The sequence below is a fragment of the Campylobacter sp. 19-13652 genome, from assembly GCF_019702925.1.
In the GTDB taxonomy this organism is placed as follows: domain Bacteria; phylum Campylobacterota; class Campylobacteria; order Campylobacterales; family Campylobacteraceae; genus Campylobacter_A.
Genome location: NZ_AP024713.1, coordinates 180,079 through 206,158, shown reverse-complemented (window position 1 = coordinate 206,158; position 26,080 = coordinate 180,079). Strand labels below are relative to the sequence as shown.

21 protein-coding genes and 1 pseudogene are annotated in these 26,080 nt (G+C 42.6%); 15 read left to right on the top strand and 7 right to left on the bottom strand.

The genetic code is table 11. From position 1 onward, the window contains the following. Nucleotides 1–2: 2 nt before the first annotated feature. Genes LBC_RS00920 through LBC_RS00900 form a run of 5 tightly spaced genes read right to left on the bottom strand, consistent with a single transcriptional unit; the run spans nucleotide 3 to nucleotide 2,817 of the window. On the bottom strand, nucleotides 3–320 hold the full coding sequence (locus LBC_RS00920; RefSeq protein ID WP_221254261.1) for a YbaB/EbfC family nucleoid-associated protein: 318 nt from the start codon (nucleotides 318–320) through the stop codon (nucleotides 3–5). A gap of 52 nt (nucleotides 321–372) precedes the next feature. Continuing rightward, a complete protein-coding gene (gene panD, locus LBC_RS00915) occupies nucleotides 373–729 on the bottom strand; it encodes an aspartate 1-decarboxylase (RefSeq protein WP_221254260.1) in 357 nt (118 codons plus the stop codon). Next, nucleotides 704–2,023 carry a UDP-N-acetylmuramoyl-L-alanyl-D-glutamate--2,6-diaminopimelate ligase gene (locus tag LBC_RS00910; protein ID WP_221254259.1) on the bottom strand — a complete coding sequence of 440 codons (1,320 nt, stop codon included), beginning with the start codon at nucleotides 2,021–2,023 and terminating at the stop codon, nucleotides 704–706. Before LBC_RS00910 ends, panD begins: the two co-directional genes overlap by 26 nt. After that, a complete protein-coding gene (locus LBC_RS00905; protein WP_221254258.1) occupies nucleotides 2,007–2,555 on the bottom strand; it encodes a histidine kinase in 549 nt (182 codons plus the stop codon). Before LBC_RS00905 ends, LBC_RS00910 begins: the two co-directional genes overlap by 17 nt. Beyond that, nucleotides 2,542–2,817 (bottom strand): NifU family protein, encoded by a 276-nt coding sequence (locus LBC_RS00900; protein WP_221254257.1) that lies wholly within the window; start codon nucleotides 2,815–2,817, stop codon nucleotides 2,542–2,544. The genes LBC_RS00905 and LBC_RS00900 overlap by 14 nt, the downstream gene beginning before the upstream one ends. A 93-nt stretch (nucleotides 2,818–2,910) precedes the next feature. On the opposite strand from LBC_RS00900, the gene LBC_RS00895 reads away from it, so the two are divergent. The 5 genes from LBC_RS00895 (at nucleotide 2,911) to LBC_RS00875 (ending at nucleotide 6,903) form a co-directional block, all read left to right on the top strand. Continuing rightward, the gene (locus LBC_RS00895; protein WP_221254256.1) at nucleotides 2,911–3,624 is read left to right on the top strand and encodes a hypothetical protein; all 714 of its coding nucleotides are present in this window, start codon (nucleotides 2,911–2,913) and stop codon (nucleotides 3,622–3,624) included. 156 nt (nucleotides 3,625–3,780) lie between these two features. After that, on the top strand, nucleotides 3,781–4,254 hold the full coding sequence (gene moaC / locus LBC_RS00890) for a cyclic pyranopterin monophosphate synthase MoaC (protein ID WP_221254255.1): 474 nt from the start codon (nucleotides 3,781–3,783) through the stop codon (nucleotides 4,252–4,254). After that, a complete protein-coding gene (locus LBC_RS00885; protein ID WP_221254254.1) occupies nucleotides 4,232–4,492 on the top strand; it encodes a DUF493 domain-containing protein in 261 nt (86 codons plus the stop codon). The genes moaC and LBC_RS00885 overlap by 23 nt, the downstream gene beginning before the upstream one ends. A 10-nt stretch (nucleotides 4,493–4,502) precedes the next feature. Further along, nucleotides 4,503–5,567 (top strand): hypothetical protein, encoded by a 1,065-nt coding sequence (locus LBC_RS00880; RefSeq protein WP_221254253.1) that lies wholly within the window; start codon nucleotides 4,503–4,505, stop codon nucleotides 5,565–5,567. 313 nt (nucleotides 5,568–5,880) lie between these two features. Then, nucleotides 5,881–6,903, top strand: a complete 1,023-nt coding sequence (locus tag LBC_RS00875; RefSeq protein ID WP_221254252.1) for a ribonucleotide-diphosphate reductase subunit beta — start codon at nucleotides 5,881–5,883, stop codon at nucleotides 6,901–6,903. Between the two features lie 148 nt (nucleotides 6,904–7,051). On the opposite strand, the gene LBC_RS00870 is transcribed toward LBC_RS00875, so the two are convergent. Both LBC_RS00870 and LBC_RS00865 read right to left on the bottom strand, forming a co-directional pair. Next, the gene (locus LBC_RS00870; protein WP_260173450.1) at nucleotides 7,052–11,161 is read right to left on the bottom strand and encodes an Ig-like domain-containing protein; all 4,110 of its coding nucleotides are present in this window, start codon (nucleotides 11,159–11,161) and stop codon (nucleotides 7,052–7,054) included. Between the two features lie 3,882 nt (nucleotides 11,162–15,043). Next, nucleotides 15,044–15,559, bottom strand: a complete 516-nt coding sequence (locus LBC_RS00865; RefSeq protein ID WP_221254251.1) for a retention module-containing protein — start codon at nucleotides 15,557–15,559, stop codon at nucleotides 15,044–15,046. Nucleotides 15,560–15,901: 342 nt separating this feature from the next. Between LBC_RS00865 and LBC_RS00860 the strand changes: the two are divergent. From LBC_RS00860 to LBC_RS00815, 10 genes and pseudogenes are all read left to right on the top strand, one after another. Beyond that, nucleotides 15,902–16,459, top strand: a pseudogene (locus LBC_RS00860) (4Fe-4S dicluster domain-containing protein); the annotation flags it as partial. Between the two features lie 389 nt (nucleotides 16,460–16,848). Next, entirely contained in the window at nucleotides 16,849–18,786 is a 1,938-nt protein-coding gene (locus LBC_RS00855) for a proton-conducting transporter membrane subunit (protein WP_221254250.1), read from the top strand. 10 nt (nucleotides 18,787–18,796) lie between these two features. After that, entirely contained in the window at nucleotides 18,797–19,714 is a 918-nt protein-coding gene (locus tag LBC_RS00850; RefSeq protein WP_221254249.1) for a respiratory chain complex I subunit 1 family protein, read from the top strand. 2 nt (nucleotides 19,715–19,716) lie between these two features. After that, nucleotides 19,717–20,361 (top strand): hydrogenase 4 membrane subunit, encoded by a 645-nt coding sequence (hyfE, locus tag LBC_RS00845; RefSeq protein WP_221254248.1) that lies wholly within the window; start codon nucleotides 19,717–19,719, stop codon nucleotides 20,359–20,361. Between the two features lie 2 nt (nucleotides 20,362–20,363). After that, nucleotides 20,364–21,839 carry a hydrogenase 4 subunit F gene (locus LBC_RS00840; protein ID WP_221254247.1) on the top strand — a complete coding sequence of 492 codons (1,476 nt, stop codon included), beginning with the start codon at nucleotides 20,364–20,366 and terminating at the stop codon, nucleotides 21,837–21,839. Between the two features lie 2 nt (nucleotides 21,840–21,841). After that, complete coding sequence (locus LBC_RS00835) at nucleotides 21,842–23,581, top strand: NADH-quinone oxidoreductase subunit C (RefSeq protein WP_221254246.1); 1,740 nt, start codon at nucleotides 21,842–21,844, stop codon at nucleotides 23,579–23,581. Next, nucleotides 23,578–24,126 (top strand): formate hydrogenlyase complex iron-sulfur subunit, encoded by a 549-nt coding sequence (locus LBC_RS00830; protein WP_221254245.1) that lies wholly within the window; start codon nucleotides 23,578–23,580, stop codon nucleotides 24,124–24,126. The genes LBC_RS00835 and LBC_RS00830 overlap by 4 nt, the downstream gene beginning before the upstream one ends. Further along, nucleotides 24,123–24,956, top strand: coding sequence for an NADH-quinone oxidoreductase subunit B family protein (locus tag LBC_RS00825; protein WP_221254244.1), 834 nt, complete (start codon nucleotides 24,123–24,125; stop codon nucleotides 24,954–24,956). Before LBC_RS00830 ends, LBC_RS00825 begins: the two co-directional genes overlap by 4 nt. After that, the gene (locus LBC_RS00820; protein WP_221254243.1) at nucleotides 24,953–25,297 is read left to right on the top strand and encodes a formate hydrogenlyase maturation HycH family protein; all 345 of its coding nucleotides are present in this window, start codon (nucleotides 24,953–24,955) and stop codon (nucleotides 25,295–25,297) included. The genes LBC_RS00825 and LBC_RS00820 overlap by 4 nt, the downstream gene beginning before the upstream one ends. Nucleotides 25,298–25,551: 254 nt before the next feature. After that, complete coding sequence (locus LBC_RS00815; RefSeq protein WP_260173449.1) at nucleotides 25,552–25,998, top strand: hydrogenase maturation protease; 447 nt, start codon at nucleotides 25,552–25,554, stop codon at nucleotides 25,996–25,998. Nucleotides 25,999–26,080 lie beyond the last annotated feature (82 nt).

Here is a 26,080-nt window from a genome sequence, read left to right as displayed (position 1 = left end):
GGCTATTTCATCCCGCCAAATCCACTAAGCCCGCTAAGCATACTAGCGGCCATGGATTTTTTGTCATCATCAGCCATTTTAATGGCGTCGTTTACTGCGCTAATTAGCAGAATTTGCAAGCTCTCTTTATCATCTAAAAGGCTATCGTCTATGTTTATATCCACGACCTCGCCTTTGCCATTTGCACGCACGCAAACCATGCCACCACCAGCCTTTACGCTGTATTCTTTACTAGCAGAGTCAGCCTCTAGCTTTTTGGCTTGTTCTTGTGCAGCCTCAAGCATCTGCGTCATTTTAGAAAAGTCAAAATTATCAAACATTACTATCCTTAAAATTTAAACAAATTATAACAGCACTATGCTTTAAACGCCTTTATATGTCCTTTTTTATGCGATTTTTCTCATCGACGTGCACTACGGTTGGGTTGAATTTACGAGCCTTTTTTACACTCATGCTAGCGTAGGCTATGATGATTACCACATCGCCTTTTTGCACCTTTCTAGCAGCAGCTCCGTTTAGGCATATATCACCCTTTCCTCGCTTGCCCTTTATGGCATAAGTGCTAAAACGCTCGCCATTATTTACGTTTAAAATTTCAACCTTTTGATTTACAAGTATGCCAGAAGCCTCCAAAAGTTCCTCATCAATCGTAATGGAGCCAACGTAGTTTAAATTTGCATCTGTTACGGTAGCTCGGTGGATTTTAGCGTACATCATTTCTATTTTCATACATTTCCCTTATTAACTCACTAGCCACGCTGGTATCACTAAATTTATGCTTTACTCCAGCTATTTCTTGATACTCCTCATCGCCCTTGCCTAGCAGTACGAGCGCAGCACCATCGCCTAGCCTCTGCGTTAGCTCTAACCCCAGCCTGATAGCCTCACGTCTATCGCTTACTTTATAATACTCCTTCTCCTCGCTCATGCCTGAGGCGATTTCGTCTATAATGCTATTAGGATTTTCGCTTCTTGGATTATCGCTTGTTATTACGCAGATTTGGCTGTGGCGCTGGGCTGCTTTAGCCATTAGTGGGCGCTTGCTCCTATCCCTATCTCCACCAGCCCCAAATACCGAGACTAGCCTAAGGTGCCTAAGGGCATTTAGCGCCTTTTCTATTCCGTCTGGAGTATGGGCAAAATCGACTATCACAAGCGGACTTTGGCTTACCACCTGCATGCGCCCAGCTACCCCATTAAAGCTAGTAATCGCCGCCTCAAGCGCCTCTTGATTAGGGGCTAGGAGCATATCCGCACTCGCTGCGGCTGCTAGGAGATTGTAAAGATTAAACTCGCCTTGAAGTAGGCTGTCTATTATGATTTGTGCCTTTGGGGTCTTTATCACAGCATCAACCCCACCAGCCAAACCAAAGGCAAGCGGATAGTAAGACGCACCTGTTTTTATCGAGTATGTGGCAGCATTTTTGGGGTTAAATTTAATAAACTCATCATCACGGTTAATTAGCTTTGGCGCCTCATCAGCAAAAAAGCTAGACTTTACCGCAGCATAATTTGCCATATCACCATGATAGTCTAGGTGGTCTTGGCTTAAATTTGTAAAAACCTTTAAAGCAAAACTAAGCCCCTCTACGCGTCCCTGAGCTATTGCGTGGCTGCTAACCTCCATCACGTAATACTCGCACCCTGCATCAAGAGCTGTTTTTAAATTTAAAAGCGTTCGCAAAAGTGGCTCGGTTGTGAGGTTTTTCTCAGCGATTTGGGCGCCCTGTATAAACACCCCACGCGTACCAGCAAGCGCAGTTTTATGCCCTAATTCGTTTAAGATATGAGCTAGGGCTGCGGCGGTCGTGGTCTTGCCGTTTGTGCCAGTTATGCCTATTATTTTTATCTCGCGCACGCCTAAAATCTCCATAGCTCGCGCCGTATCCACGCACTCCGCGCCAGCTGCGCTGGCCGCACTAGCATACGCCGCACCAGCCCCACTGGCTAGAAAATAGCAGCCCTGCTCGCACTCTCTGCTATCGTCTGTGATAAATTTATCAGGATTAATAAATATTTTCATCGCTGGCTCGTTTAAAGATTTCCTTACTCAAAAGCTCTATGCGCTCATCACCGCCAAACATCGCCGCCGCACTCTCGATATAGCTCATGCTCATCTGCGTAAAGCCTGCGTTTACGAGATTTTGGATAAATTCCAAAAAGTCATCTTTGCTTGAGATAATGACTTTAGTTGAAAACATAATGCTCTCAAAAACTCGCCTAAAATCGCCATTTTGCGCCACGATGCGCTTAAAATCCTCATACCTAATGGCGTCTTGCTCGTCGATTTCATCGCTTTGAGGCATGCTTTTAGCCTCGAGATTTGCTAGCATCTGCGCCAAATCATCATCAACTCTGCCAAGCCCCCTAGCTGAGTAAAACTCAAAAATCATGCGTGCTTCAAATTCGTCATTTTCAGCCAAGGCGCAAATCGAAATGAGAAACAGTATATCCTCTGCGCCATTTTGCTCGTAAGCCAAAGAGAGCAAGCGCTTAGCCTCACCCCATTTTGAGGCTCTTATTGCCTTAAGTGCTAGTCTTTTATAATTTATCAATGTCAAACTCCTGATTTGGCGGGATATTCACCACCTCAAGCTCTGGATGAATTTCAAGCTTTAGCGCACGCTCTATGCCGTATTTTAGCGTAGTTCCGCTGGCCGCACAGCCGTGGCAAGCGCCTGTTAGGGTTAGATAAATTTTGCCATTTTTCACACCTCTAAAATCCATACCGCCGCCATCTCGCTCAAGCATAGGTAGCACACTTTTTAGGACATTTTGGACTGGTTTTACTAGCTCGTCATCTGTAAAGGGTATCATTTTTTAGCCTTTTTTTGTTTGGCATTATACTATATTTATAAGCAAATAAGCATAAATTTATTACAATTTAGCCAAAAACCACAAGGAAAAATCGTGAGAAAAACCCTACTTTTTGGCGCTTTATTCTTTGCATCTACACTCATAGCTCAAGATGAAGGTGCGGCATTAAACGAGGCAGGGCTTAAAAAGCTTTTCATCGCGCGTCACGGCGAGGAGATGGCAGGATATATAAAAGAAATCCGCCTAAGCGATGAGGGCGCATACAAGGGCGGCAAAAAGCTAAACGCAAGATACATAATGGATAAAAACCTAATCTACCCAGACATAACTTTTGTCAAAATAGGCGAAATATATGCGTATAACTGGGTAAACGAACAAGGCGTTGAGGCAAGACCAGCGACAAATAACTTCGCAGAGGCTGCGCGTGCGTATCTAGCTAGTATCGACGACAGGGTGTTTGCCTTTAATATAAACCGCGGACTAAAGGCGAAATATCTATTCATAGACCCATTTAGTCCGCTTTGTGCGTCGCAGCTAAAAGAGGCCATTGCTGTAAAAGGGGCGAAGTTTGGATTTGTCTTTATGCCGCTACTTGGAGAGGCTAGTCTGAAAAAGTCAGCCTGGCTAATTGAGCAGCTAAATGAGATAAAAAATGATAGCGATAGGATAGAGTTTTTGTTAAAAGCGCTAGAGGATAAGAGTAAAAAGGAGCCAAAAAGCGATAAATTTATAAAGGCATTGCAAACAGATTTAATCGAGTATAAGCTCCTAAAAATCGATACTTTACCAGCCTCTGTGATAATATAGCTTTACAAAACTTTACTAAAGGTTTGATTTAAATTTAAAAAGAGTAGTTACAATTACACTCCAACCTCCTTTTGTATAAGTGGCGGATAAAACCGCCACGTTTTATTTTATAAATTTAAATTTTCTAGCTATAATCACTCCAACAAAAGGATTTAAATGCTAACCCATATAGACAAAAACAATCAGCCAAAAATGGTAGATGTAAGCGATAAAAATATAACCCTAAGAATAGCGCGTGCAAGCGGAGAGATAGCAATGTCAAAAGAGGCCTTTGACATCGTAGAAAGCGGTGCTGGGAAGAAAGGTCCAGTCCTACAAACCGCCGTAATAGCCGCAATAATGGCAGCCAAAAAAACCCCTGAATTAATCCCTATGTGCCATCCATTGCTACTTAGCGGCGTAGACTGCGAGATAATGCCACTAGAAAATAAAATCGGCTACAAACTCAGCGTAAGCGTAAAAATCGAGGGCAAAACAGGCGTAGAAATGGAGGCTCTAACAGCCGTTTCTGTGGGACTTTTAGCCATATATGACATGGTAAAAGCTGTAGATAAAAGCATGCAAATATCAAACATAAAACTAGATCAAAAAATCGGAGGAAAAAGCGGTGAATATACAAGAGATAAATGAAAAAGCAAAGATAGAGTACCCAACAAAATGGAAATACAAGGTAATTTTTGACGCAGGCTTTAACGCAAAGGGCGCAATAGACGCGATAATGAATGAAAAACCCTACACTCTAGAAAGCTCAAAATCAAGTGGCGAGGGCAAATACGAAAGCTACAATCTAGAAACCACAGTTGAAAACGAACACGAGAGGCTAGCGCTTTTTGGAGCGCTTAAAAACATTGCAAAATACGTGCTTTAAGGAGAGTAAAGTGAACGAATTTAAAGACATCGCAGGATTAACTGGCACAAAAAGAGACACACAAATTAAAGCCATAGTAAATAGCCTAGCAAGCCAAATAAGCCAAACACTCGATAAAGAGAGGCTAAAAAGCACAATAGATGAAATAATCATAAAGCTAACTGAAGCTAAGCTAACAGACATGTCAGCTCTTAAGGCTGCGATGGAGGGCTTAAACGAGGCTCTTGTGGGAAAAAGCGAGCAAGAAATACTAGCCCTAATAGACGAAAAAGACCGCATAGAGCGCGAAATCGAAGCAAAAGCAGTCATGATAAAAGAGCGTATTGATGCTAGCTTTGAGTGTGCGATACAAAGCGTAAGCCAAAGCGAGCTAAGCATAAAAGATGAGGCACTAAATGCCCTAAAAAGCGAGGCAGCAAAAGAGACAAGAATCACAAAAATAGTAAAAGAAGCAGCCCAAACTGCGCTACTTGGCATAGTAGAAAAGGCCGAGGACGTCGCAGCCAACACGCAAGCGCTCATAGGCTCGATGAGCTATAAAATTCTAAGCGAGGGCGAGTTTAGCAAGGATAGAATACTGCACGTTTGCAGGGCGCTTATAGAGACTGCGCTTGATGTGGCTGAGGCTAGCGGAATTTATGCCGATAGGCTAGTATCTGGGGCGATTTTGGGTACTAGAGATGGGGTTTATAGGCTTATAAAAAAGCTAAAAAGCGAGAGTATTTTTGCGCCAGATGAGCTGCGTTTGGGCGAGCAGATAAATGAGCTTAAAAGCATAGACGAAAGCTTTGCTAGCATGCTAAAAGACATAGCCCAAAGCACCACCTCTGAGGCAAAAGCGCAGATTGAGCATATCGCACAAAATGACTTAGTAAACCACTTTGCCAAACTTCGCCACCTAAGTGAGACAGCAAGCGATCAGCTCCGCCGCAGAATAGAGGAGATACGCACAAATCCCCGTGTGAGTGAGCTAGTCAAGGCAAGCCATGAAACTATCGGAGAGCTAAGTCGCAAGGCAGAAAAGCTAAAGCAAGCCGCAATATCGCTAAAAGAGAGAATAATTAAAAGCGAGTAGACTTTAAATTTACACTTCTATATGCACCACAAATAACGCAAAGCCCCTCGCACGCAGGCTATATCAAAGGCAAACGCAAGATAAATTTATAGCCTGTGCGTGCAAATTTAATAAGCTAGCCAAAGTGTGGCAGCTTGAGATTTTAAAATTATAGCAGCTCATATGCGTGAAAGCAATGGGGTTTTAGGCTTTTGTGTGGCTTTAATTATAAATATACTTTATTCATGCCATGTCGCTTGTATTTAGCCGCCCTTAGGCTTTAAATTTATACTTTTTTGGTACAATAATCCGACTATTTTTAAAGGATAAGACCATGAAAAGAAAGCGAATTTATAACCCAAGCTCAAACGAAACCCTAACGGATCGCCGAGTATTTGACGGCAATCCGCATGGGATTTTAAATTTCACAAAGGCAAAATACCAGTGGGCGCTAAAGCTCTGGGATTTAATGGAAGCAAACACCTGGTTTCCAAAAGAAGTCGACACCACAGACGACGTCAAGGACTACCGCAACAACCTAACCGTCGCCGAAAAGCGCATGTATGATCTAGTTTGGAGCCAGCTAATCTCTATGGATAGCTTTCAGACAAATAACCTAGCCGACAACATAAACCCATACATCACTGCCCCTGAAATCAACGCTGTACTCGCCCGTCAAGCCTACGAGGAGGCAAACCACTCCAAAAGCTATGCCGTAATGGTCGAGGCGATCTGTGAGGATACAGACCTCATCTACGAAATGGAAAAACATGACGAGGTCTTACGCGAGAAAAACGACTACATCTCAAGCCTTTACGAAGAGCTTGCGGGTGAAGTAACGGACGAGAAGCTGCTGCTTGCCATGGTAGCAAATCAAATCTTAGAAGGGATTTATTTTTACAGCGGATTTACGGCGATTTATGCGCTAGCAAGGGCTGGAAAGATGCTCGGTAGTGCGCAGATGGTGCGCTTTATCCAGCGTGATGAGATCACTCACTTGCTGCTATTTCAAAACATGATAAACTCAGTCCGCCGTGAAAGACCTGATCTATTTACGCCGCAGATTGAGGAGACGATATATGATATGTTTAAAAAAGCAGGTGAGCTTGAGATAAAATGGGGTAAATACATCACTCAAAATCAGATAATGGGCTTTACAGATGACATCATCGAGGAGTATATCCACTATCTAGTAGACCAGCGTCTTGTCGCTATCGGACTAAAGGCGCTTTATGGCGCAAAACACCCTATTAAATGGGTTGATGATTTTTCTAAATTTAACGACCAGCGTGCGAATTTCTTTGAAGGCAAGGAGACAAACTACTCAAAAGGTAGCCTAAGTTTTGATGATTTTTAAATTACATAAGCGGTGTTAGTGCCGCTTGCAACTTCTCTTAACTCTCGCAAGTTTTCTTACATTCATAACAAATAAATTTAAATTATATTTATAGCAAAGCAAATGAAATAACCCCAAACTGCTTCCGCAGCTTGGGGATTTATCGGAATTAGTGTACTGGAGTTAGGTCTTTATCTATATCAATATATAGAGTTTTACCAGCTTCTGACACTGCGTATGTATCAGTAGGATTTTGTATGCTCATACTACTTTCTCCTGCTACTTGTTCTGTGCTTGAATTTATAATCTCTGAAAAATCTCCACTTGTAATAGATGCTTTTGAGTTAGAAACCTCTTTTGCTGCACCTATTTCTACTTTATTGCCCTCAAGACCTGATATATTTAAATGTTTTGTTGCAGAGGCATCACTTAATATATCTCCTATACTAGTAGTAGTTAGACCTTTGGCAGTTTGTCCTTTATCGCCTAGCTCGACTTTTTCTACATTATCCACCATTTTGCCAAGTTTAGCAAAATCTATATCTCCACTACCAGTTACTATTACTGTGTCGTTTCCATCTCCAGCATTTATTACATCTGATTTATTAGCGTCATCATTTATTTCGCTTACATCTAATTTATATATATCATTACCAGTTGACTTATCTATGACTTTGGTTATATCCATAGTTTCAGTTTCTCCGACAGATACATCTTTAGCCTCAAATGTAATTTTCTTATCACCATCGTTTGGATTTGTAGTATCCTTTTCTAAGCTTACGTCATATTCGCCATTTTTCTCAGTCGTATTTATTACAACATCGCCTTTTTTATTTACAAGGTAAGTTTCTCCGTCTACTGTGATCTTAGTATTTTCTGCAAGCGCCTCACCGTCCGCTGTTACTCTGATCACATCTCCTTCTTGATATGAGAATAAAGAGTCATACTGCCCTAAATCAGTAACACTTATCATAGCACCTTTATCAAATTCAACTCCAGCAAAAGAATCTTTGCTTAAGAATTTTATATCATCTCCTCTCTGACCATAAATAGAGTGGTTAAACTCAGCAGATAAAGGCTGAGAATCGCCATAGCTTCCATTGCCAACCTTTTTTTGATAGCTTATATTAAGCTCTGCAGAATATCTTGTATCGGCATATTTTATCTCAACTGGATAAATTGCATCTTTAGCTATTACTATCTCGCCGCTAGTGAAGTTTCCAGTAGAAGCTTGATGGACTATCGTCGTATCATAGCTACCAGTATCAACTATCTTTTGAAGTGACTTAGTAGTCACTCCATCATCTGATACTACTTTGTCTTGCAATGTATCTTTATTAACCGATGATTGATTTATCTTAAAGTCTAAGAAATCATCAGTCTTTCCAGAGAATTTATATGTACCAGCTCTCATAAACATATACCCACTTAGCTTAACAGTAAATGAGTTGTTGTTGCCCCAACCGTCATTATATAAGGCTTTGTTTGCATTTGGCTCATATACTTTTAAGGCACTATTTGCATTTTGCTGTACATCATTACTCAAGAAAGTATCGACTTTAGATTTTATATTCTCAGGTGTTACATTATTACCGTCTGAAAGACTCCAAACTGAACCAAATTTAACAGATCTAGCATCAAATGTAAATGCCTTATTTGAGTCTGTCATTTGAGATTGAATATATCTAAACTGCCTTTCAGAACTATTTAGTCCTCTATCATCATTCCTATCAACCATATAAATTTCGCCCGTTAGGTGATTATGACTTGCATAGCCTAGGTCTGTGTCGTAGCCTTTTTGATGCTGTATCGATACTTTATAGGTAGTGTCAATAGAATCCAAAATAGCTGAGTTTACCATTACAGGATTTGTCGATATGCCATTACTCATATTACCAGCGTTATCCTGAACAGCACCCTGTAGAGAAACAGCATAGTTGCCTGTGCTATCTATCGTCGCACCCTTAAATACTGATTTATCCACCTCAACTGAATATGTATATTTACCATTTTCCCCGTCTACAGGAGTTAATTTTCCAACATTTATAAGTCCATGGCCACTAACATTTAAATTAAAATTAGCCGTATCCATATTCACCCCAGAACCAGCTGTTGAGTTTGCATTAGTATCTGAGAATATTATCTCACCTTTAAATGTAACTGTAGACTTGCTGGTATCTAGCACTTCAGACACACTAGGGGCTTCTATACTGGCTCTAAATCTAGGCGCTACTGTATCGACATCGATATTTAGCACATCAACGGCTGCAGTCTGAGACTTATCGCCATTTACAGCCACCACGCTTATAGAGTGCTTGCCGTCACTTACATTAGGTGTATAGCTATATACATTTCCGCCTTCTGATACCAAGCTCGATTTAGCCACTTCAGTTTCTTTGCCATCTATGGTAATTTTAACCTTATCAAATTCGTTATCCACGCTAAATTTAATAGTCGGAGTATTGTCATTTGTAATAATAGGACTTGCACTAGAGCCTAGATTACTTCCGCCATTGCTTAGATCTGTCTCAGAAACATTCTTCCTGTTGCTGTCCGCATTATCAAGCACCGCCGTAATATCCGCTGTTGGAGTAGGCACGATATTTACAGTAGCAGCTTGCGCTTCGTTGCTATTATACACATCATCATACGCAGTGGCTGTTACGCTGCTACCATTTGATAGTGTGCCAGCAGCGAATTTAACAGTGCCGCTTGTAGTGTCTATGCTCACGCCTGCTGGGGTTTCGCCAGATATGCTCCACGTATCACCGCTTTTTTGCGCCGTTACGGTCTTGCCGTTTTCATAGCCTACCACGACTACAACCGCATCAGCAGGAGCTGACACGCTCACACTGCCATCATCGCTAGTAGCTATCGTAGGCTTACCTGCTGTCGTGTCTAGGTCTAGGTGTATGGTTGGCTCAATAGTGCTTGATTTTGCGCCATTTACTGCTACCACACTTATAGAGTGCGCGCCGTCTACGCCTAGCTTGCCCTGTGGTAGGGTGTAGCTGTATACGGCCTTGCCGTTTTCTACCGTGCTTGTTAGCGCAGTTCTAGGGACATTTGTGCTAACGCCGTCTACTTTTATGTTTACAGATTCAAAGTTGTTAGCTACTGTAAATTTGATAGTAGGTGTGGCGTCGTTTGTCTTTAGCGTGTCGCTTAGAGTTTTGCCTGATAGCAAGTCGCCAGCGCCTCTTTTCTCACTGCCGATGGTTACACTGGTATCGTCTAGCACAGATATTATGCTCACTTCAGGAGCTGGTACGGTCTGAACTGTACCGGTTGCGATACTAGTATTGCCATGGTCATCTTTTACGGTAGATATTATATCGCTACCTTCTTTTACAGAGCCAGCTTTTAGAGTTATAACGCCTGTTGTCTCATTTATGCTCACGCTATCTTTGTTTGCACCTTTTACATCGGATATTTTCCACTCACCTTTTTCATTTTTATTAGCTGCGACAACTAAACCATCCTTGCTACCGCCTGTATTTTCAGGAGTGCTAAACGCAACCCTAATATTGCTTACGTCACTCTCCTCTTTGCCATTTGCGCCGCCTTTTGTGCCGCCATATGGGTCTATGGTTACATCTCCATTTGCATGCTTGGTATCTATAGTAGGCTCTGGTAGATATGTGTCTACGTTATAGGACTTAGGTGCGCTTGTACCAGTGCTTGTATTGCCTGCTTCGTCTGAAGTTGTAACTTTTGCAGTTACGCTTTTTGTCGTGGCGTTGATTAGGTCATCGCCTTTGACTTCGACGGTAAAGCCTAGTTTTCCATCTTTTAGAGCGACTTTTCCGGTGCCTTTTGAAGCACCATCTATTTCTATGCTGACAGTATCGCCGACTTTTGCACCTGTTACGCTACCAGTAATTGTTACCATGTTATCTTTTGAAGCGCCTTGCGGAGTTATATTGTCTTTGTTAATATACCCATTATTTTTGCCAACAGTCTCTATTACTGGCTGCGGCTCGGCTGGCGGCGTGGTGTCAAGAGTGATACCCACGCTAACTGGCTCGGCTGGATTGCCAGCAATATCCGAAGCTGTAATAGTTATATTATACGCACCGTCTTCGCCTAAAGTAGGAGTGTATGTATACGTATCATTACCATTATCCACTATGCGGCCATTGCTTATATTTGCGTCGCCTATGGCTATGGTTGCCTTATTTACGTCAGGCGCAGAAATTCTAAATGTTATGGTTGGAGTAGAATCGTCTGTAATAATTCCTGTTAGCTTAGTGCCGCTATTGCTTAAATCACCGGTTATACCATTTACGTCATCATTTATAGAGACTACTTCGATTATTGGGGCGTGAGTATCGGCTGCTGTTGCTTTAGCCTCTGGGCTTGTATGGTTAGCATCATCAGTAGTTTTAGCTGTAACTTCTGAATTGTCTTTAACCTTATCAGCAGGTATAGTAATCTTACCAGTATCTTTATCAACTACTACGTTTGTATCTGTGCTAGACCACTTACCAGTATCTTTATCTTTAGTAGCTGTTGAAGTGTGCTCATTGCCATCTTCATCAGTGTATTTAAATTCAGTCTTAGTTGAATCATCTTTAGGAGTGATTTCTACACTACCATCAGCTTTAGCATCTACATCTGGAGCTGATGGGGCGTGAGTATCGGCTGCTGTTGCTTTAGCCTCTGGGCTTGTATGGTTAGCATCATCAGTAGTTTTAGCTGTAACTTCTGAATTGTCTTTAACCTTATCAGCAGGTATAGTAATCTTACCAGTATCTTTATCAACTACTACGTTTGTATCTGTGCTAGACCACTTACCAGTATCTTTATCTTTAGTAGCTGTTGAAGTGTGCTCATTGCCATCTTCATCAGTGTATTTAAATTCAGTCTTAGTTGAATCATCTTTAGGAGTGATTTCTACACTACCATCAGCTTTAGCATCTACATCTGGAGCTGATGGGGCGTGAGTATCGGCTGCTGTTGCTTTAGCCTCTGGGCTTGTATGGTTAGCATCATCAGTAGTTTTAGCTGTAACTTCTGAATTGTCTTTAACCTTATCAGCAGGTATAGTAATCTTACCAGTATCTTTATCAACTACTACGTTTGTATCTGTGCTAGACCACTTACCAGTATCTTTATCTTTAGTAGCTGTTGAAGTGTGCTCATTGCCATCTTCATCAGTGTATTTAAATTCAGTCTTAGTTGAATCATCTTTAGGAGTGATTTCTACACTACCATCAGCTTTAGCATCTACATCTGGAGCTGATGGGGCGTGAGTATCGGCTGCTGTTGCTTTAGCCTCTGGGCTTGTATGGTTAGCATCATCAGTAGTTTTAGCTGTAACTTCTGAATTGTCTTTAACCTTATCAGCAGGTATAGTAATCTTACCAGTATCTTTATCAACTACTACGTTTGTATCTGTGCTAGACCACTTACCAGTATCTTTATCTTTAGTAGCTGTTGAAGTGTGCTCATTGCCATCTTCATCAGTGTATTTAAATTCAGTCTTAGTTGAATCATCTTTAGGAGTGATTTCTACACTACCATCAGCTTTAGCATCTACATCTGGAGCTGATGGGGCGTGAGTATCGGCTGCTGTTGCTTTAGCCTCTGGGCTTGTATGGTTAGCATCATCAGTAGTTTTAGCTGTAACTTCTGAATTGTCTTTAACCTTATCAGCAGGTATAGTAATCTTACCAGTATCTTTATCAACTACTACGTTTGTATCTGTGCTAGACCACTTACCAGTATCTTTATCTTTAGTAGCTGTTGAAGTGTGCTCATTGCCATCTTCATCAGTGTATTTAAATTCAGTCTTAGTTGAATCATCTTTAGGAGTGATTTCTACACTACCATCAGCTTTAGCATCTACATCTGGAGCTGATGGGGCGTGAGTATCGGCTGCTGTTGCTTTAGCCTCTGGGCTTGTATGGTTAGCATCATCAGTAGTTTTAGCTGTAACTTCTGAATTGTCTTTAACCTTATCAGCAGGTATAGTAATCTTACCAGTATCTTTATCAACTACTACGTTTGTATCTGTGCTAGACCACTTACCAGTATCTTTATCTTTAGTAGCTGTTGAAGTGTGCTCATTGCCATCTTCATCAGTGTATTTAAATTCAGTCTTAGTTGAATCATCTTTAGGAGTGATTTCTACACTACCATCAGCTTTAGCATCTACATCTGGAGCTGATGGGGCGTGAGTATCGGCTGCTGTTGCTTTAGCCTCTGGGCTTGTATGGTTAGCATCATCAGTAGTTTTAGCTGTAACTTCTGAATTGTCTTTAACCTTATCAGCAGGTATAGTAATCTTACCAGTATCTTTATCAACTACTACGTTTGTATCTGTGCTAGACCACTTACCAGTATCTTTATCTTTAGTAGCTGTTGAAGTGTGCTCATTGCCATCTTCATCAGTGTATTTAATTCAGTCTTAGTTGAATCATCTTTAGGAGTGATTTCTACACTACCATCAGCTTTAGCATCTACATCTGGAGCTGATGGGGCGTGAGTATCGGCTGCTGTTGCTTTAGCCTCTGGGCTTGTATGGTTAGCATCATCAGTAGTTTTAGCTGTAACTTCTGAATTGTCTTTAACCTTATCAGCAGGTATAGTAATCTTACCAGTATCTTTATCAACTACTACGTTTGTATCTGTGCTAGACCACTTACCAGTATCTTTATCTTTAGTAGCTGTTGAAGTGTGCTCATTGCCATCTTCATCAGTGTATTTAAATTCAGTCTTAGTTGAATCATCTTTAGGAGTGATTTCTACACTACCATCAGCTTTAGCATCTACATCTGGAGCTGATGGGGCGTGAGTATCGGCTGCTGTTGCTTTAGCCTCTGGGCTTGTATGGTTAGCATCATCAGTAGTTTTAGCTGTAACTTCTGAATTGTCTTTAACCTTATCAGCAGGTATAGTAATCTTACCAGTATCTTTATCAACTACTACGTTTGTATCTGTGCTAGACCACTTACCAGTATCTTTATCTTTAGTAGCTGTTGAAGTGTGCTCATTGCCATCTTCATCAGTGTATTTAAATTCAGTCTTAGTTGAATCATCTTTAGGAGTGATTTCTACACTACCATCAGCTTTAGCATCTACATCTGGAGCTGATGGGGCGTGAGTATCGGCTGCTGTTGCTTTAGCCTCTGGGCTTGTATGGTTAGCATCATCAGTAGTTTTAGCTGTAACTTCTGAATTGTCTTTAACCTTATCAGCAGGTATAGTAATCTTACCAGTATCTTTATCAACTACTACGTTTGTATCTGTGCTAGACCACTTACCAGTATCTTTATCTTTAGTAGCTGTTGAAGTGTGCTCATTGCCATCTTCATCAGTGTATTTAAATTCAGTCTTAGTTGAATCATCTTTAGGAGTGATTTCTACACTACCATCAGCTTTAGCATCTACATCTGGAGCTGATGGGGCGTGAGTATCGGCTGCTGTTGCTTTAGCCTCTGGGCTTGTATGGTTAGCATCATCAGTAGTTTTAGCTGTAACTTCTGAATTGTCTTTAACCTTATCAGCAGGTATAGTAATCTTACCAGTATCTTTATCAACTACTACGTTTGTATCTGTGCTAGACCACTTACCAGTATCTTTATCTTTAGTAGCTGTTGAAGTGTGCTCATTGCCATCTTCATCAGTGTATTTAAATTCAGTCTTAGTTGAATCATCTTTAGGAGTGATTTCTACACTACCATCAGCTTTAGCATCTACATCTGGAGCTGATGGGGCGTGAGTATCGGCTGCTGTTGCTTTAGCCTCTGGGCTTGTATGGTTAGCATCATCAGTAGTTTTAGCTGTAACTTCTGAATTGTCTTTAACCTTATCAGCAGGTATAGTAATCTTACCAGTATCTTTATCAACTACTACGTTTGTATCTGTGCTAGACCACTTACCAGTATCTTTATCTTTAGTAGCTGTTGAAGTGTGCTCATTGCCATCTTCATCAGTGTATTTAAATTCAGTCTTAGTTGAATCATCTTTAGGAGTGATTTCTACACTACCATCAGCTTTAGCATCTACATCTGGAGCTGATGGGGCAGTATTATCTATAGGTGTACCACCCCCATTATTTCCGTTATTATTATTGTTGTCGCTATTGTTATTGTTGTTTTGGTCGGTTGGGTTAGTCGGATTGACTGGATTTACAGGGCTTACAGGGTCTGTTGGATTATCTATACCACCTGTCGTACCCCCCCCCCTGTGGGTTATATCCAGATATAGGGGTACTCGCAGTTACCGCATCGGTCCCTACGCCAGCGCCTAGCTGCCCCATAGACGCATTTACGTTTGCATAGTGTCCGCCAGCATCAAAGCCAGCAGCACCTAGGCTAACGCCACCGCCGCCTCCAGCTGCTGGAGCTCCACCTGCTGCAGTAGCGTCAAGCTCGTCTAGGTTTTCGCCTGCGAGTATGGCTTTTTGAATATCATTTAGCTCGTCCGCATTATCGCTAGCTGCCACACCATCAAGCGCCTCTTGAGTAAGAGTAAACGACTTAGTATCCTTTACCTCTAAAGTCTTATCATTAGGCAAATTAAGCACAAAGCTAGCCTCATCTGCTCCTTCTGGATATATATTATCTCCCAAATTTACCAAATCGCCTACTTCAAGCTCTTTTACATTACCTTTTGCGTCTTGTAAAAATGCTTTACCTTTTAACGATTTTACAATTGCTTCATTTGCCATAAGTTTTCCTTATTTAAATTTATGATTTAACTGGGATTATACTAAAATATGGTAAATAAATGATATTGTACTAAAGGGCAAATCATACTAGTTTTACCACAAATACTACTTAAAATTTTTCAAAGCTTAAATATAAATTTTATTATTTATTTAGTTTATATATTTTAAAATTACATATTATTTTTGTGTGTTATAAGAGCAATAGGCTTAAAATATTCTACAAATATAAGCAAATTTTTACGGAAAATAGGACTTCAGTAAGATTTTCTTATGTTTAAATATTGCTATATTTGTTTAAGCTTTAGGTGGCGATTCGCCCTGATTTACAAAAGGATAGTTAATATGAAAGAGCATAAATTTGTAATGTGTGATTATACGCGTTGCATAGCTTGCTGTACCTGTATGGCTGCGTGCTATGAGAGTGCGTATAATAGGGGCAAACTCGCAAAGTCCCGCCTACTCGTCCTGCGAAAAGCAACTGGCGTAATGCCCACTCAGTGCCGTCAATGCGACGACGGTCCATGTGCAAACGTCTGCCCAACTGGCGCACTCAGATTTGATGATAGTTGTATAGAGCTTCATGAGGAGATATGTATAGGCTGCAAGCTTTGCACGATAGCCTGTCCATACGGGGCGATTAGTTCAAGTGCAGAGCTTATGCCTTCAGTTAATTACGCAAGTGAGCCACTTTATAATCTCGGCATAGAAAGCCAAGCAGGAGCTAAGACAATAGCCGTAAAATGCGATATGTGCTATGGCAGTAAAAATGGTCCAGCCTGTGTCGATGTCTGCCCTACAAGTGCTCTTATAATGGTAAATCCGAGCGATCAAAATGGACATAAATTTGGCAAAAAACCAGACGCTAAGGCGGTGGATAAATTCTTTGATAAATTCCTCGATCTTTCCATGCTTCCGCCAAAGCCTGAGCCCGAGGCAATAAAAGAGCAAGCCCCAGCCCAAAAGCCAGCCGATGGCGAAGCTGCTTTGCAAAAGCAGCCTACTGTAGCCACTACTGCACAAAGTGCTCAGCCAGCGCCAAAAGCGGAGCAAAGCCCTGATACTAAAGTATCACCAAATAAAGCAGAGACAAAGCCAGCAAAAGTAGAGCAGCTAGAAGCTGAACCTGCTAAAGCTCAAGCACAAAGCGCACCAAATAAAGCAGAACCGAAGCAGACAAATTTAACCCCCAAAGATAGCAAAGAGGCTCCAGACACCACAGAGAAATCTCCAAAAGAGCAATCCCTAGCTAACGCAGAGAAAAAAGCGAGCAAAGCAAAAGGAGGCGCAAAATGATAAGTGTATATTTGCTATTTTTATTTAGCACCCTTGCTAGCATAGCGATGTACTCCTACCCACGCACAGCTATTAAGGTAGGCTTTGGACTTGGTGCGCTTAGCTCTTTTTATGCGTGTTGCCATTTTTTAGGAGCGATAGACGAGACTACGAGCTTTGCGCTTTTTGGGAATTTTTTATTTGCACCCCATTTTGAGCTTACACCGCTTGGACAGTTTTTTAGCTTTGTGGTGAGTTTTATCGCTCTTGCTAGTAGCATTTACGGCTTAAGCTATGCAGAGGAATATGTAAAAAAGGCAAACACCGCTGTTTTTGCAAGCCTTTTTAACGCATTTGTGCTGTTTATGCTTTTGGTTATAAGCGCAAATGACACCTTTAGTTTTATCGTGCTTTGGGAGCTTATGACGATTGTCTCAGCATTTTTAATACTCGTTAATGACGGAGGAGACAAGACTTTAAAAGCCGTCATGATATATCTAGGCATAGCCCAAATAGGCGCATTTTGTATCCTCTGCGGCATGCTTATTATAAACCACTACACAGGCTCTAGCGTATTTAATCAACTAAGCGGCACATATATGCCGTTATGGGCTAGTATATTATGCTTTGTGCTATTTCTTATCGGATTTGGCTCAAAGGCTGGCATGTGGCCGTTTCACGTATGGCTACCTCTAGCCCACCCAGCCGCTCCGTCAAACGTTTCATCGCTTATGAGTGGGGTTATGATAAAAGTGGCTATTTTTGGACTTATTAAATTTGCCCTAATGCTGCCACTTGCGCCTGGATTTGGCATAGTCTTGGTGCTATTTGGTGCAGCTAGTGCGCTTTTTGGCGTGCTTTACGCTCTTACTCAGCACGATTATAAAGCACTTTTGGCATACCACTCTGTGGAGAATATCGGCATCATACTCCTAGGCATAGGCTCTGGGCTGTATGGACTGGCTACATCAAATTCCCTTCTAGCAGGGCTTGGGCTAATGGCAGGACTATATCACGTGCTAAACCACGCTACCTTTAAAGGGCTGCTATTTTTAAGTGCTGGTTCAGTGCTAAGAGCTACGCACACAAAGGACATGCAAGCTCTTGGCGGACTAGCTAAAAAAATGCCCTACACTGCGGCGTTTTTCTTTATCGGAGCTATGGCTATTACGGCTTTACCGCCACTAAATGGCTTTGTCTCTGAGTGGTTTGTCTATCGCTCTATGCTACTTGGTGGTATGGGCGATGGGGTGCTAGCTAGGTTTATCTTTGGGCTTGGTATGGTAGCGCTTGCGCTTACTGGGGCTTTGGCCGTGATGTGCTTTGTTAAGGTTTATGGCGTGATATTTGGCGGTATGCCTAGAGATGAGCGCATAAATCAAAATGCAAAAGAAGCACCAAAGAGCATGCTAGCTGGTATGGCTCTACTGGCTCTGGGCTGTGTGGGCTTTGGCCTAGGGGCAAAAAGCGTAGTAGCTAGCATACTTACACCAGTTTCAAATTTATACGGAAGCACCCAAAACATACAAGCCATATCCACTCCGCTAATAGCCATAGTCTTACTCTCCACTCTTTTGATGCCATTTGTCATCTTAAGAGTTGTAAAGGCAAACAGGAAAAAGCCTAGAGAGGGCGATCCTTGGGCGTGTGGGTTTAAATACTCCACTCGCATGCAAATGACTGCTGCACCATTTACTGGGGATTTAAGAAAGATAACAAACTGGATACTAAGAGCTGATAAAAAAATAGAAACAAACGGCTACTTTGAACCTGTTAGATATAAAAACCACACCAAAGATATATGGTGGGCGTGGGTATATGAGCCTAGTATTAAATTTAACAAACTCATAGCAGATAAAATAGGCATTATGCAAAATGGCAAGACAAATTTATATGCGCTTTACGTGCTGCTTTATCTTTGTGCGATACTAGCCATTGGGCATTATATGCTTTAAGGAGGGGGAGATGACACTTATACTTATGATATTTCAAGTGGTTGTTATCATGCTTGTTGCTCCGCTATTTGATGGTATGGCTAGAAAGCTTAGAGCAAAGCTGCAATCAAAACAAGGCAGTGACTTTTTTCAGACTTACCGCGATATAGCAAAGCTTTTTAGAAGGGGTCGCACCGTACCAAAGTGCGGACACTGGGTCTTTAGAGCTGGTCCAGTCATGCTCTTTGCTAGCTCGGCTGCTTTGCTAGCTGCCATTCCTATTACATATAGTGGACGGGCAGATTTTGGGGCGTATTCAGATTTATTTGTAGTACTTTATCTAGCTGCTATGATGAGATTTGTCTTTGGTGCTTCTAGCTTAGATAGCGGCAATCCATTTGCGGCTACTGGCGGTGGGCGCGAGCAGATGCTGGCTATTTACGTGGAGCCTGTTATGATGATGTGCCTAGCTGTAGTTATGATGCTAGCTGGTACTTCAAATTTAGTCGAAATCTCAGGGCTTGTAAAAAGTGGAGAGATAGGCTATCATATGCCTGCATTTGCCGTGGCTAGCATAGCGTTTTTGTGGTGTGCTTATGCTGAGACTGGGCGTAAGCCATTTGACTTAGCCGAAGCAGAACAAGAACTACAAGAGGGCGTACTAGGCGAGTATAGCGGCTCTGACTTAGCCCTAACTCAGGCGTCTTTGATACTTAAGCAATTTGCGATGATAGGGCTGTTTTTGGCTATTTTTGAGCCGTGGAATTTTGAAAACCCACTGCTAAGCATGATTGTGTTTTTACTAAAAACAGGCGTATTTTACGTAGCTGCGGTGTTAATTGATAACTTTGGCCCTAGATTTAAAGTAACAAGCAGCATGCGCAAAAACGCAACATATGCACTTGCGATAGCCTTTGTCGCACTTAGCCTATACGCACTAGGAGCTTAAAGATGAATACGATTGATACTTACGCAGTAGCGATGATAGTTACTTCTCTTGCAGTTTTTGGACTCAGGAGTCTGCGCCTTAGCGTGCTAGCTTATGCCATACAGACTATACTTTTGGTACTTATATTTTTCAATCTCGCAAATGAATTTAGCGCACCCACACTTTATAGCTGGGGTGTTATAGCGATTTTTACCAAAGTAATCTTTGTACCGTGCGTTATGCTTTATCTTATATTAAAACTTAAAGTACGCTATGAGGACGAGCCTGTGGGAGGCTTTTTTGTAAGCCCAGTAATCGCCATGGGCTTTAGCCTAGCTATTGCTTCAAGCATAGCGCCTATTTTCCTTGAGTTTTCACTAATTCCAGCTAAAATTCCACTCCTTAGCGCGGTTTGCGTTTTTATGATGGGGATATTTGGCTTTATGCTTAGAAACTCCTTTTTAAAACAAATTCTATCTTACTGCTTGTTTGAAAATGGCATACACCTAAGCCTTGCGCTTATGGCGTATAATTCTCACGAGCTAGTCGAGGTCGGAATTTTAACAGATGCGATATTTGCGGTGATTATTATGGCAGTGCTTGCTATGAGATTTTATAAAGCTTTTGATAGCCTTGACACCTCAAAAGCTACAAATTTAAGGGGTTAAAAATGAGTATTTTAGTGATAATCCTAGCGCTTCCTTTGCTAAGCGCTGCTTTGCTAGCCGCGATGCCTAAAAAGCCCTGTTTACTCAAAAAAGCACATATCATACTAAGCGCTATAAGCTCTATTTTTATGCTCTATGCTGTTTTAAAAGTAATCTTTCGTGGCGAGTTTTTTGCTTATGATAAATTCTTTTTCCTAGATCCGCTTGGAGCTGTGTTTTTGCTATTAATCGCAGTAACTGGCTTTTTGGTCAATGCCTACTCACCCACTTATATGGGCTGGGAGCTTGAGAGTGGACATGTAAATGAGACTGAGCTAAAGCGCTATTACGTGCTTAGCCATATTTTTATATTTACGATGATTTTAAGCGTCATTTGTAACAACATCGCCTTTATGTGGGCAGCTATTGAAGCCACTACGCTTGCGTCTGTGTTTTTAGTCGCCATTACAAGGGATAAAAAATCAACCGAAAGCGGCTATAAATACATCGTACTTTGCTCAATCGGACTAGCATTTGCGCTTTATGCGACGATACTGCTTTATTCAGCCACTTATGCACATATAAAAAGCGGAGATGAGGCTATGCTATTTACAAATATCCTAGCCCACGCAAATTTACTAAACCCAGACGCCGCAAAGCTTATTTTTATCTTTGCGCTCATTGGCTTTGGCACAAAAGCGGGTCTTGCGCCTACTCACACCTGGCTGCCTGACGTGCATGCGCAAGGCCCAGCGCCTATTTCGGCTCTACTTTCAGGCGTACTGCTAAAGTGCGCTATGCTAGCTCTTTTTCGCTACTACGCTGTTGCAGCTGGTGCTGTGGGGGCTAGCTTTACTCAAGGCGTGATGATAGTCTCTGGTACGCTTACGCTTTTTATCTCGGCATATTTTCTTATGCGTCAGCACGATGTCAAGCGTATGTTTGCCTACCACTCCATAGCCCACATGGGCGTTATCGCTTTTGCACTTGGCGTAGGGGGCAAATGGGGGCTAATGGCAGCTATTTTTCACTGCCTAGCGCATAGCTTTACAAAAGCTCTTGCCTTTTTAACCACAGGCAACATAGCTAGAATTTACGGCCACAGGGATATGAGTAAAATGGGCGGCATGATAAAAATAGCCCCTGTTACAACTGTGCTTTTTGGTGCAGCCGTATGTTCGCTTGTAGGTGTACCTGCATTTGCTATTTTTGTGAGTGAGTTTATGGTGTTTAAACAAGCTATTTTAAGCGGACAGTGGGTAGCTGTGGTGCTTTTTGCCATTTCGCTTACTATTATTTTTATAGCCGATTTTAGCCACTTTTTTATGGCTAGCTTTGGCGCACCAAAAGGCGAGATAGTATATAATGGCGAAATGAGCCTGCGCCAAAATGCTCCACTTATCGCACTTTGTGTGCTGCTGCTTGTTTTTGGATTATGGCACGTGGATAGCTTTTGGACGCTTGTCGAAAATGGCGCAAAAATATTACTTAAAGGTTAAATATGCGTGGTGAAAATTTTGTTAAAATTTTAAAAACAAAGGTAAACGTTTTAGAGACTACCTATCAAGCCGATGATCAGCTTACTGTGCTAGTAGATAGGAACGACTTAGTGCGCGCTGTAGCTACGCTTTATTATGATATAGGCGGCTTTATGAGCACTATGATAGCAAATGATGAGCGTGCGATAAATGGTAACTATGCGCTTTATTACGTCCTTTCAATGGAAGGGGCTAAAATGAGCGAACAGGATGAATTTGCAGCTGATGAAAAGTGCTTTATTACAGTTAAAACCCTAGTGCCGCCAAGCGATATGAGCTACCCATCAGTTACACTAGCAGTACCGGCTTGCGTGTGGTATGAGCGTGAAGCTTATGATATGTTTGGACTTGTGGCTGAAGGCCTACCTGATAAGCGCCGACTGGTGCTAAGCGATGACTGGCCTGACGGACTTTATCCGCTACGCAAAGACGCTATGGACTACCGCTACCGCCCAGCCCCAGTCGATCATCGCGACGAGCCTGAGGCGCCGTTTATCTATCCGCAAGGCGACGCAGTAGTGGATATTCCCCTTGGGCCACTGCACGTAACTAGCGATGAGCCAGGGCATTTTAGGCTGTTTTGCGATGGCGATGAGATAATAGACGCTGATTACCGCCTATTTTATCAGCACAGGGGCATGGAGAAGCTAGCTGAAAATAGAATGAACTACGATCAGATGGGCTATTTGGCAGAGCGGATTTGTGGAATTTGTGGCTACGCTCACGCCATAGCCTGTATAGAAGCGGCCGAAAAGGCGATACGGCTTGAAATTCCAGAGCGGGCACAAGCCATACGAGTGATATGTCTTGAGATAGAACGCCTGCACTCTCATCTTTTAAACATCGGACTAGCTTGCGAAGTAACGGGCAACTACTCCGCCTTTATGCATATTTTTAGGGTGCGTGAGTACTCTATGGAGCTAGCTCAGCTCGTTACTGGCGGACGCAAGACATATGGCAACGTCATAATGGGCGGACTACGCCGTGATATGACCGATCACGAGATAAAAAGAGCGCTAAAAATCGTAAATGACTTAGACGTGCAAATAAGCGAAGTCTGGGACGCAGTAATAGACGATAAGCGTCAAATTTCACGCTGGCGTGGCGTGGGCGTGCTAGAAAAGCAAGTCGCTCGTGATTTTAGTCCAGTAGGGCCAAATATGCGTGCAAGCGGCTTTAAGCGTGATAGCCGTTACGACCACCCATATGACTTTTTCAACAAGCTCGAGTTTAAGGTGCATACAGAGCAAGACGGCGACGTGCTAGCTCGTGAGACGGTGCGATATTATGAGCTAAAAGAGAGCATAAATATCATACGCCAGTGCTTTGAGCTTATGCCGCAAACGCCTATTGCCATAGATCCAAAGACTATGATAAAGCCTGAGCATTTTGCGCTTGGCTACGTCGAAGCCCCACGTGGAGAAAACGTCCACTGGATCATGCAAGGTAGCGCACAAAAAGTCTATCGCTGGAGAGCACGTGCAGCCACATACAACAACTGGCCTAGCTTGCGTTATCAGTTCCGTGGCAACACCATAGCAGACGCTGCACTTATAGTCTGCTCGCTCGATCCGTGCTACTCCTGCACCGATAGGGTAACCATCGTAGATGTAAAGAGCAAAAAGAGCAAAATCCTAACCGAAAAGGATCTAAAACGCTACGCAAGGACGCTAAAAGATAGTCCGTTAAAGGATCTAAGATGATGAAGCTATTTGACATAACAGAAAAGTACGGCAAAGCCACCTACGCCTATCCTTTTGAGCCCTACATAGTGCCTGAAAACTTCCGTGGCCAGCCGCACTACACCTATGATCTTTGCATAGGCTGCGCGGCCTGCGCTATCGCCTGCCCGCCAAATGCTATCGAAGTAAAGCTAAACGGCAAAAGTGCGGATGAGGAGCGACTGGTGTGGGAGTTTGACTGCGGGCGTTGCATATTTTGCGGACGCTGTGATGAAGTCTGTCCGACTGGGGCTGTTGCGCTTAGCGATAGCTTTGAGCTGGCGGTAAAATTTGACAAAGGAGCGCTTATCCAGCGTGGCGAGCTTGAGGTAGAACGCTGTGCGTGCTGCGGCAAAACCTTCACTCCAAAGCGTCTAATAGCCTACGCACTAGAAAAACTGCAAGTATCAAATTTACTCCCAGGCAGGCTAGATGAAGCGAAGCGGTATTTACACATCTGCCCTAGCTGCAAGCAAAATGAGGCGGTAGAGAGTATGACAAAAGGCGAGGAGGGCAAGATAAGATGACAAATTTATACGAAGTGCCACACGATATAAGGCACGCAAACAATCTTGAAGCAAAGCTAGAGCATTTAAAAAACATAAAACGTAGCTTTAGCGTGTATCGCATAGACTGCGGTAGCTGCAATGGCTGTGAGATTGAAATTTTTGCCGCTATTACGCCTATGTGGGACCCTGAGCGCTTTGGCTTTAAGCTAGTGGCAAACCCTCGCCACGCCGATATACTGCTCTGCACTGGGCCAGTTACAAGGCAGATGTACTATCCGCTTTTAAGAGCCTACGAAGCAGCCCCAGATCCAAAGATAGTCGTCGCACTTGGGGCTTGTGGGGGCACTGGTGGGATATTTTACGATGCGTACTCAGTCTGGGGCGGAGTGGAGAAAGTGGTGCCAGTTGATGTTTTCATACCAGGCTGTCCGCCACATCCAGCTAGCATTATTTATGGGCTTGGTATGGCACTTGGTATAATCGAGCAAAAGCTAGAAAAAGCGGACTTTAAAAACGATAGCGGCACACCGCCAGAAGTGGCAAAGTCTCTTGTGGGAAATATCCTTTTTGAGCGTGATCTTTATGCCGAGTCTAAAAGGCTGATGAGCTATATATTTGGGCGAAAACTGGTGGATAAATTTAGCTCGGCTCTAGCTAGGAGCGAAGACCCTAAAAATGCTGAAATTTCAGCTCCTGTGATGATAGAGGCCATTAAGGCTGAGTCTGATCCTAGATATGCTGAGTGCATGGCGACGCTTTTTAACGACGTGTATTTAAAATACACCCATAAAAAGGGCGATAAAAGCCTGCATTTAGACGCGCAAAAGCTAGTCTGGGATAGGCGATGATAAAAGTCTATGCGCTAAAGCGACGCCACGTCGATGAGAATGAAAATATGCCCACACAGCTAAAGCAGGTGAAAATTTTCTCCACCTGCGTGGGGCATGGCGTGGGGACTATTGATTTTTCGCAAAAGGTGCTAGAAATTGATGAAGCGGAGTACGAGAGTATGCTAGAAAAGTGCGGCGAGTACGCACGCTTTAAACTGGGCAATCTAAGTCGCTATTTTGAAGTGGAAATTTTTAGCGAGCATGCTTTTAAGCTCCTGCCACAAATGCCAGAGTGTGCGCTAAAAGATATGATAGGCGCACTAAGTGAGGGCTATTTGGTGATAAAAAAGGACTTTTAGTGAGCGTGCATAAAAGCCAAGAAGCAAAGCCTGGGGTAAAAAACTGCGATGAAAAGAATGTATCGCAAGATAGGAGCGTGGCAAGCCCACAAAATGCTACGAGCAAAGCTAACGTAAAAGTCCAAAGCACCACACAAAATACAGGCGATGAAGCAAAACGCACACAAGAGATAAAAGCAAACAAAGAGCAAAACGCACCCACCAAAGCCAAGCCGCACCACACCCAACAAGCAAAAACAAAGCCGAAAAAGGCTCTGCTTTGCGTGGGAAACCCTATGCGCGGCGATGATGACGTGGCAAACGAGCTAGGAAGGCTAGTCGAGCGTGAGTGCGAGCGTGGCGGGCTTGTGGGCTGGAGAGTATTTTTTGGGCAGGACGTGCCAGAGAATGAATTTAGCGCTATTAGAGAGTATGCTCCAGATATAATAGTCGTAGCCGATGCGGTAAGTGGCTTTAAAGAAAGGATAGAGTTTTTAGATCTTAGCGATGAGCGAGACTACATCTACTCCACACACAACCTACCAGTACCAGTACTACTAAGCTACCTGCGCAAAATCTGCGAAAAGACGCTGTTTTTAGGTATCGGAGTGCTACTTGAAAATGTGCTTGATTTTAAAGAGGGGCTAAGCGAGAGCGCAAAAAACAGTGCGCTAAAAGCACTAGATAAAATTTATGAGCTAGAAAGTTACATAAAAGCCTAGCATTTATCCCCTTTACTAGGTGCTTTTAAAGCCTTTTTATATTAAAGTTATTCCTCATTTTGCCGATATAGCTAGCAAAGGA

Bases quoted from the DNA above. Each gene is read 5' to 3' on its own strand.
- LBC_RS00910 (WP_221254259.1), bottom strand. From the start codon at position 2,023: ATGAAAATATTTATTAATCCTGATAAATTTATCACAGACGATAGCAGA.
- hyfE (WP_221254248.1), top strand. From the start codon at position 19,717: ATGAATACGATTGATACTTACGCAGTAGCGATGATAGTTACTTCTCTT.
- panD (WP_221254260.1), bottom strand. From the start codon at position 729: ATGAAAATAGAAATGATGTACGCTAAAATCCACCGAGCTACCGTAACA.
- LBC_RS00840 (WP_221254247.1), top strand. From the start codon at position 20,364: ATGAGTATTTTAGTGATAATCCTAGCGCTTCCTTTGCTAAGCGCTGCT.
- LBC_RS00835 (WP_221254246.1), top strand. From the start codon at position 21,842: ATGCGTGGTGAAAATTTTGTTAAAATTTTAAAAACAAAGGTAAACGTT.
- LBC_RS00875 (WP_221254252.1), top strand. From the start codon at position 5,881: ATGAAAAGAAAGCGAATTTATAACCCAAGCTCAAACGAAACCCTAACG.
- LBC_RS00865 (WP_221254251.1), bottom strand. From the start codon at position 15,559: ATGGCAAATGAAGCAATTGTAAAATCGTTAAAAGGTAAAGCATTTTTA.
- LBC_RS00920 (WP_221254261.1), bottom strand. From the start codon at position 320: ATGTTTGATAATTTTGACTTTTCTAAAATGACGCAGATGCTTGAGGCT.
- LBC_RS00825 (WP_221254244.1), top strand. From the start codon at position 24,123: ATGACAAATTTATACGAAGTGCCACACGATATAAGGCACGCAAACAAT.
- LBC_RS00855 (WP_221254250.1), top strand. From the start codon at position 16,849: ATGATAAGTGTATATTTGCTATTTTTATTTAGCACCCTTGCTAGCATA.
- LBC_RS00820 (WP_221254243.1), top strand. From the start codon at position 24,953: ATGATAAAAGTCTATGCGCTAAAGCGACGCCACGTCGATGAGAATGAA.
- LBC_RS00830 (WP_221254245.1), top strand. From the start codon at position 23,578: ATGATGAAGCTATTTGACATAACAGAAAAGTACGGCAAAGCCACCTAC.
- moaC (WP_221254255.1), top strand. From the start codon at position 3,781: ATGCTAACCCATATAGACAAAAACAATCAGCCAAAAATGGTAGATGTA.
- LBC_RS00850 (WP_221254249.1), top strand. From the start codon at position 18,797: ATGACACTTATACTTATGATATTTCAAGTGGTTGTTATCATGCTTGTT.
- LBC_RS00900 (WP_221254257.1), bottom strand. From the start codon at position 2,817: ATGATACCCTTTACAGATGACGAGCTAGTAAAACCAGTCCAAAATGTC.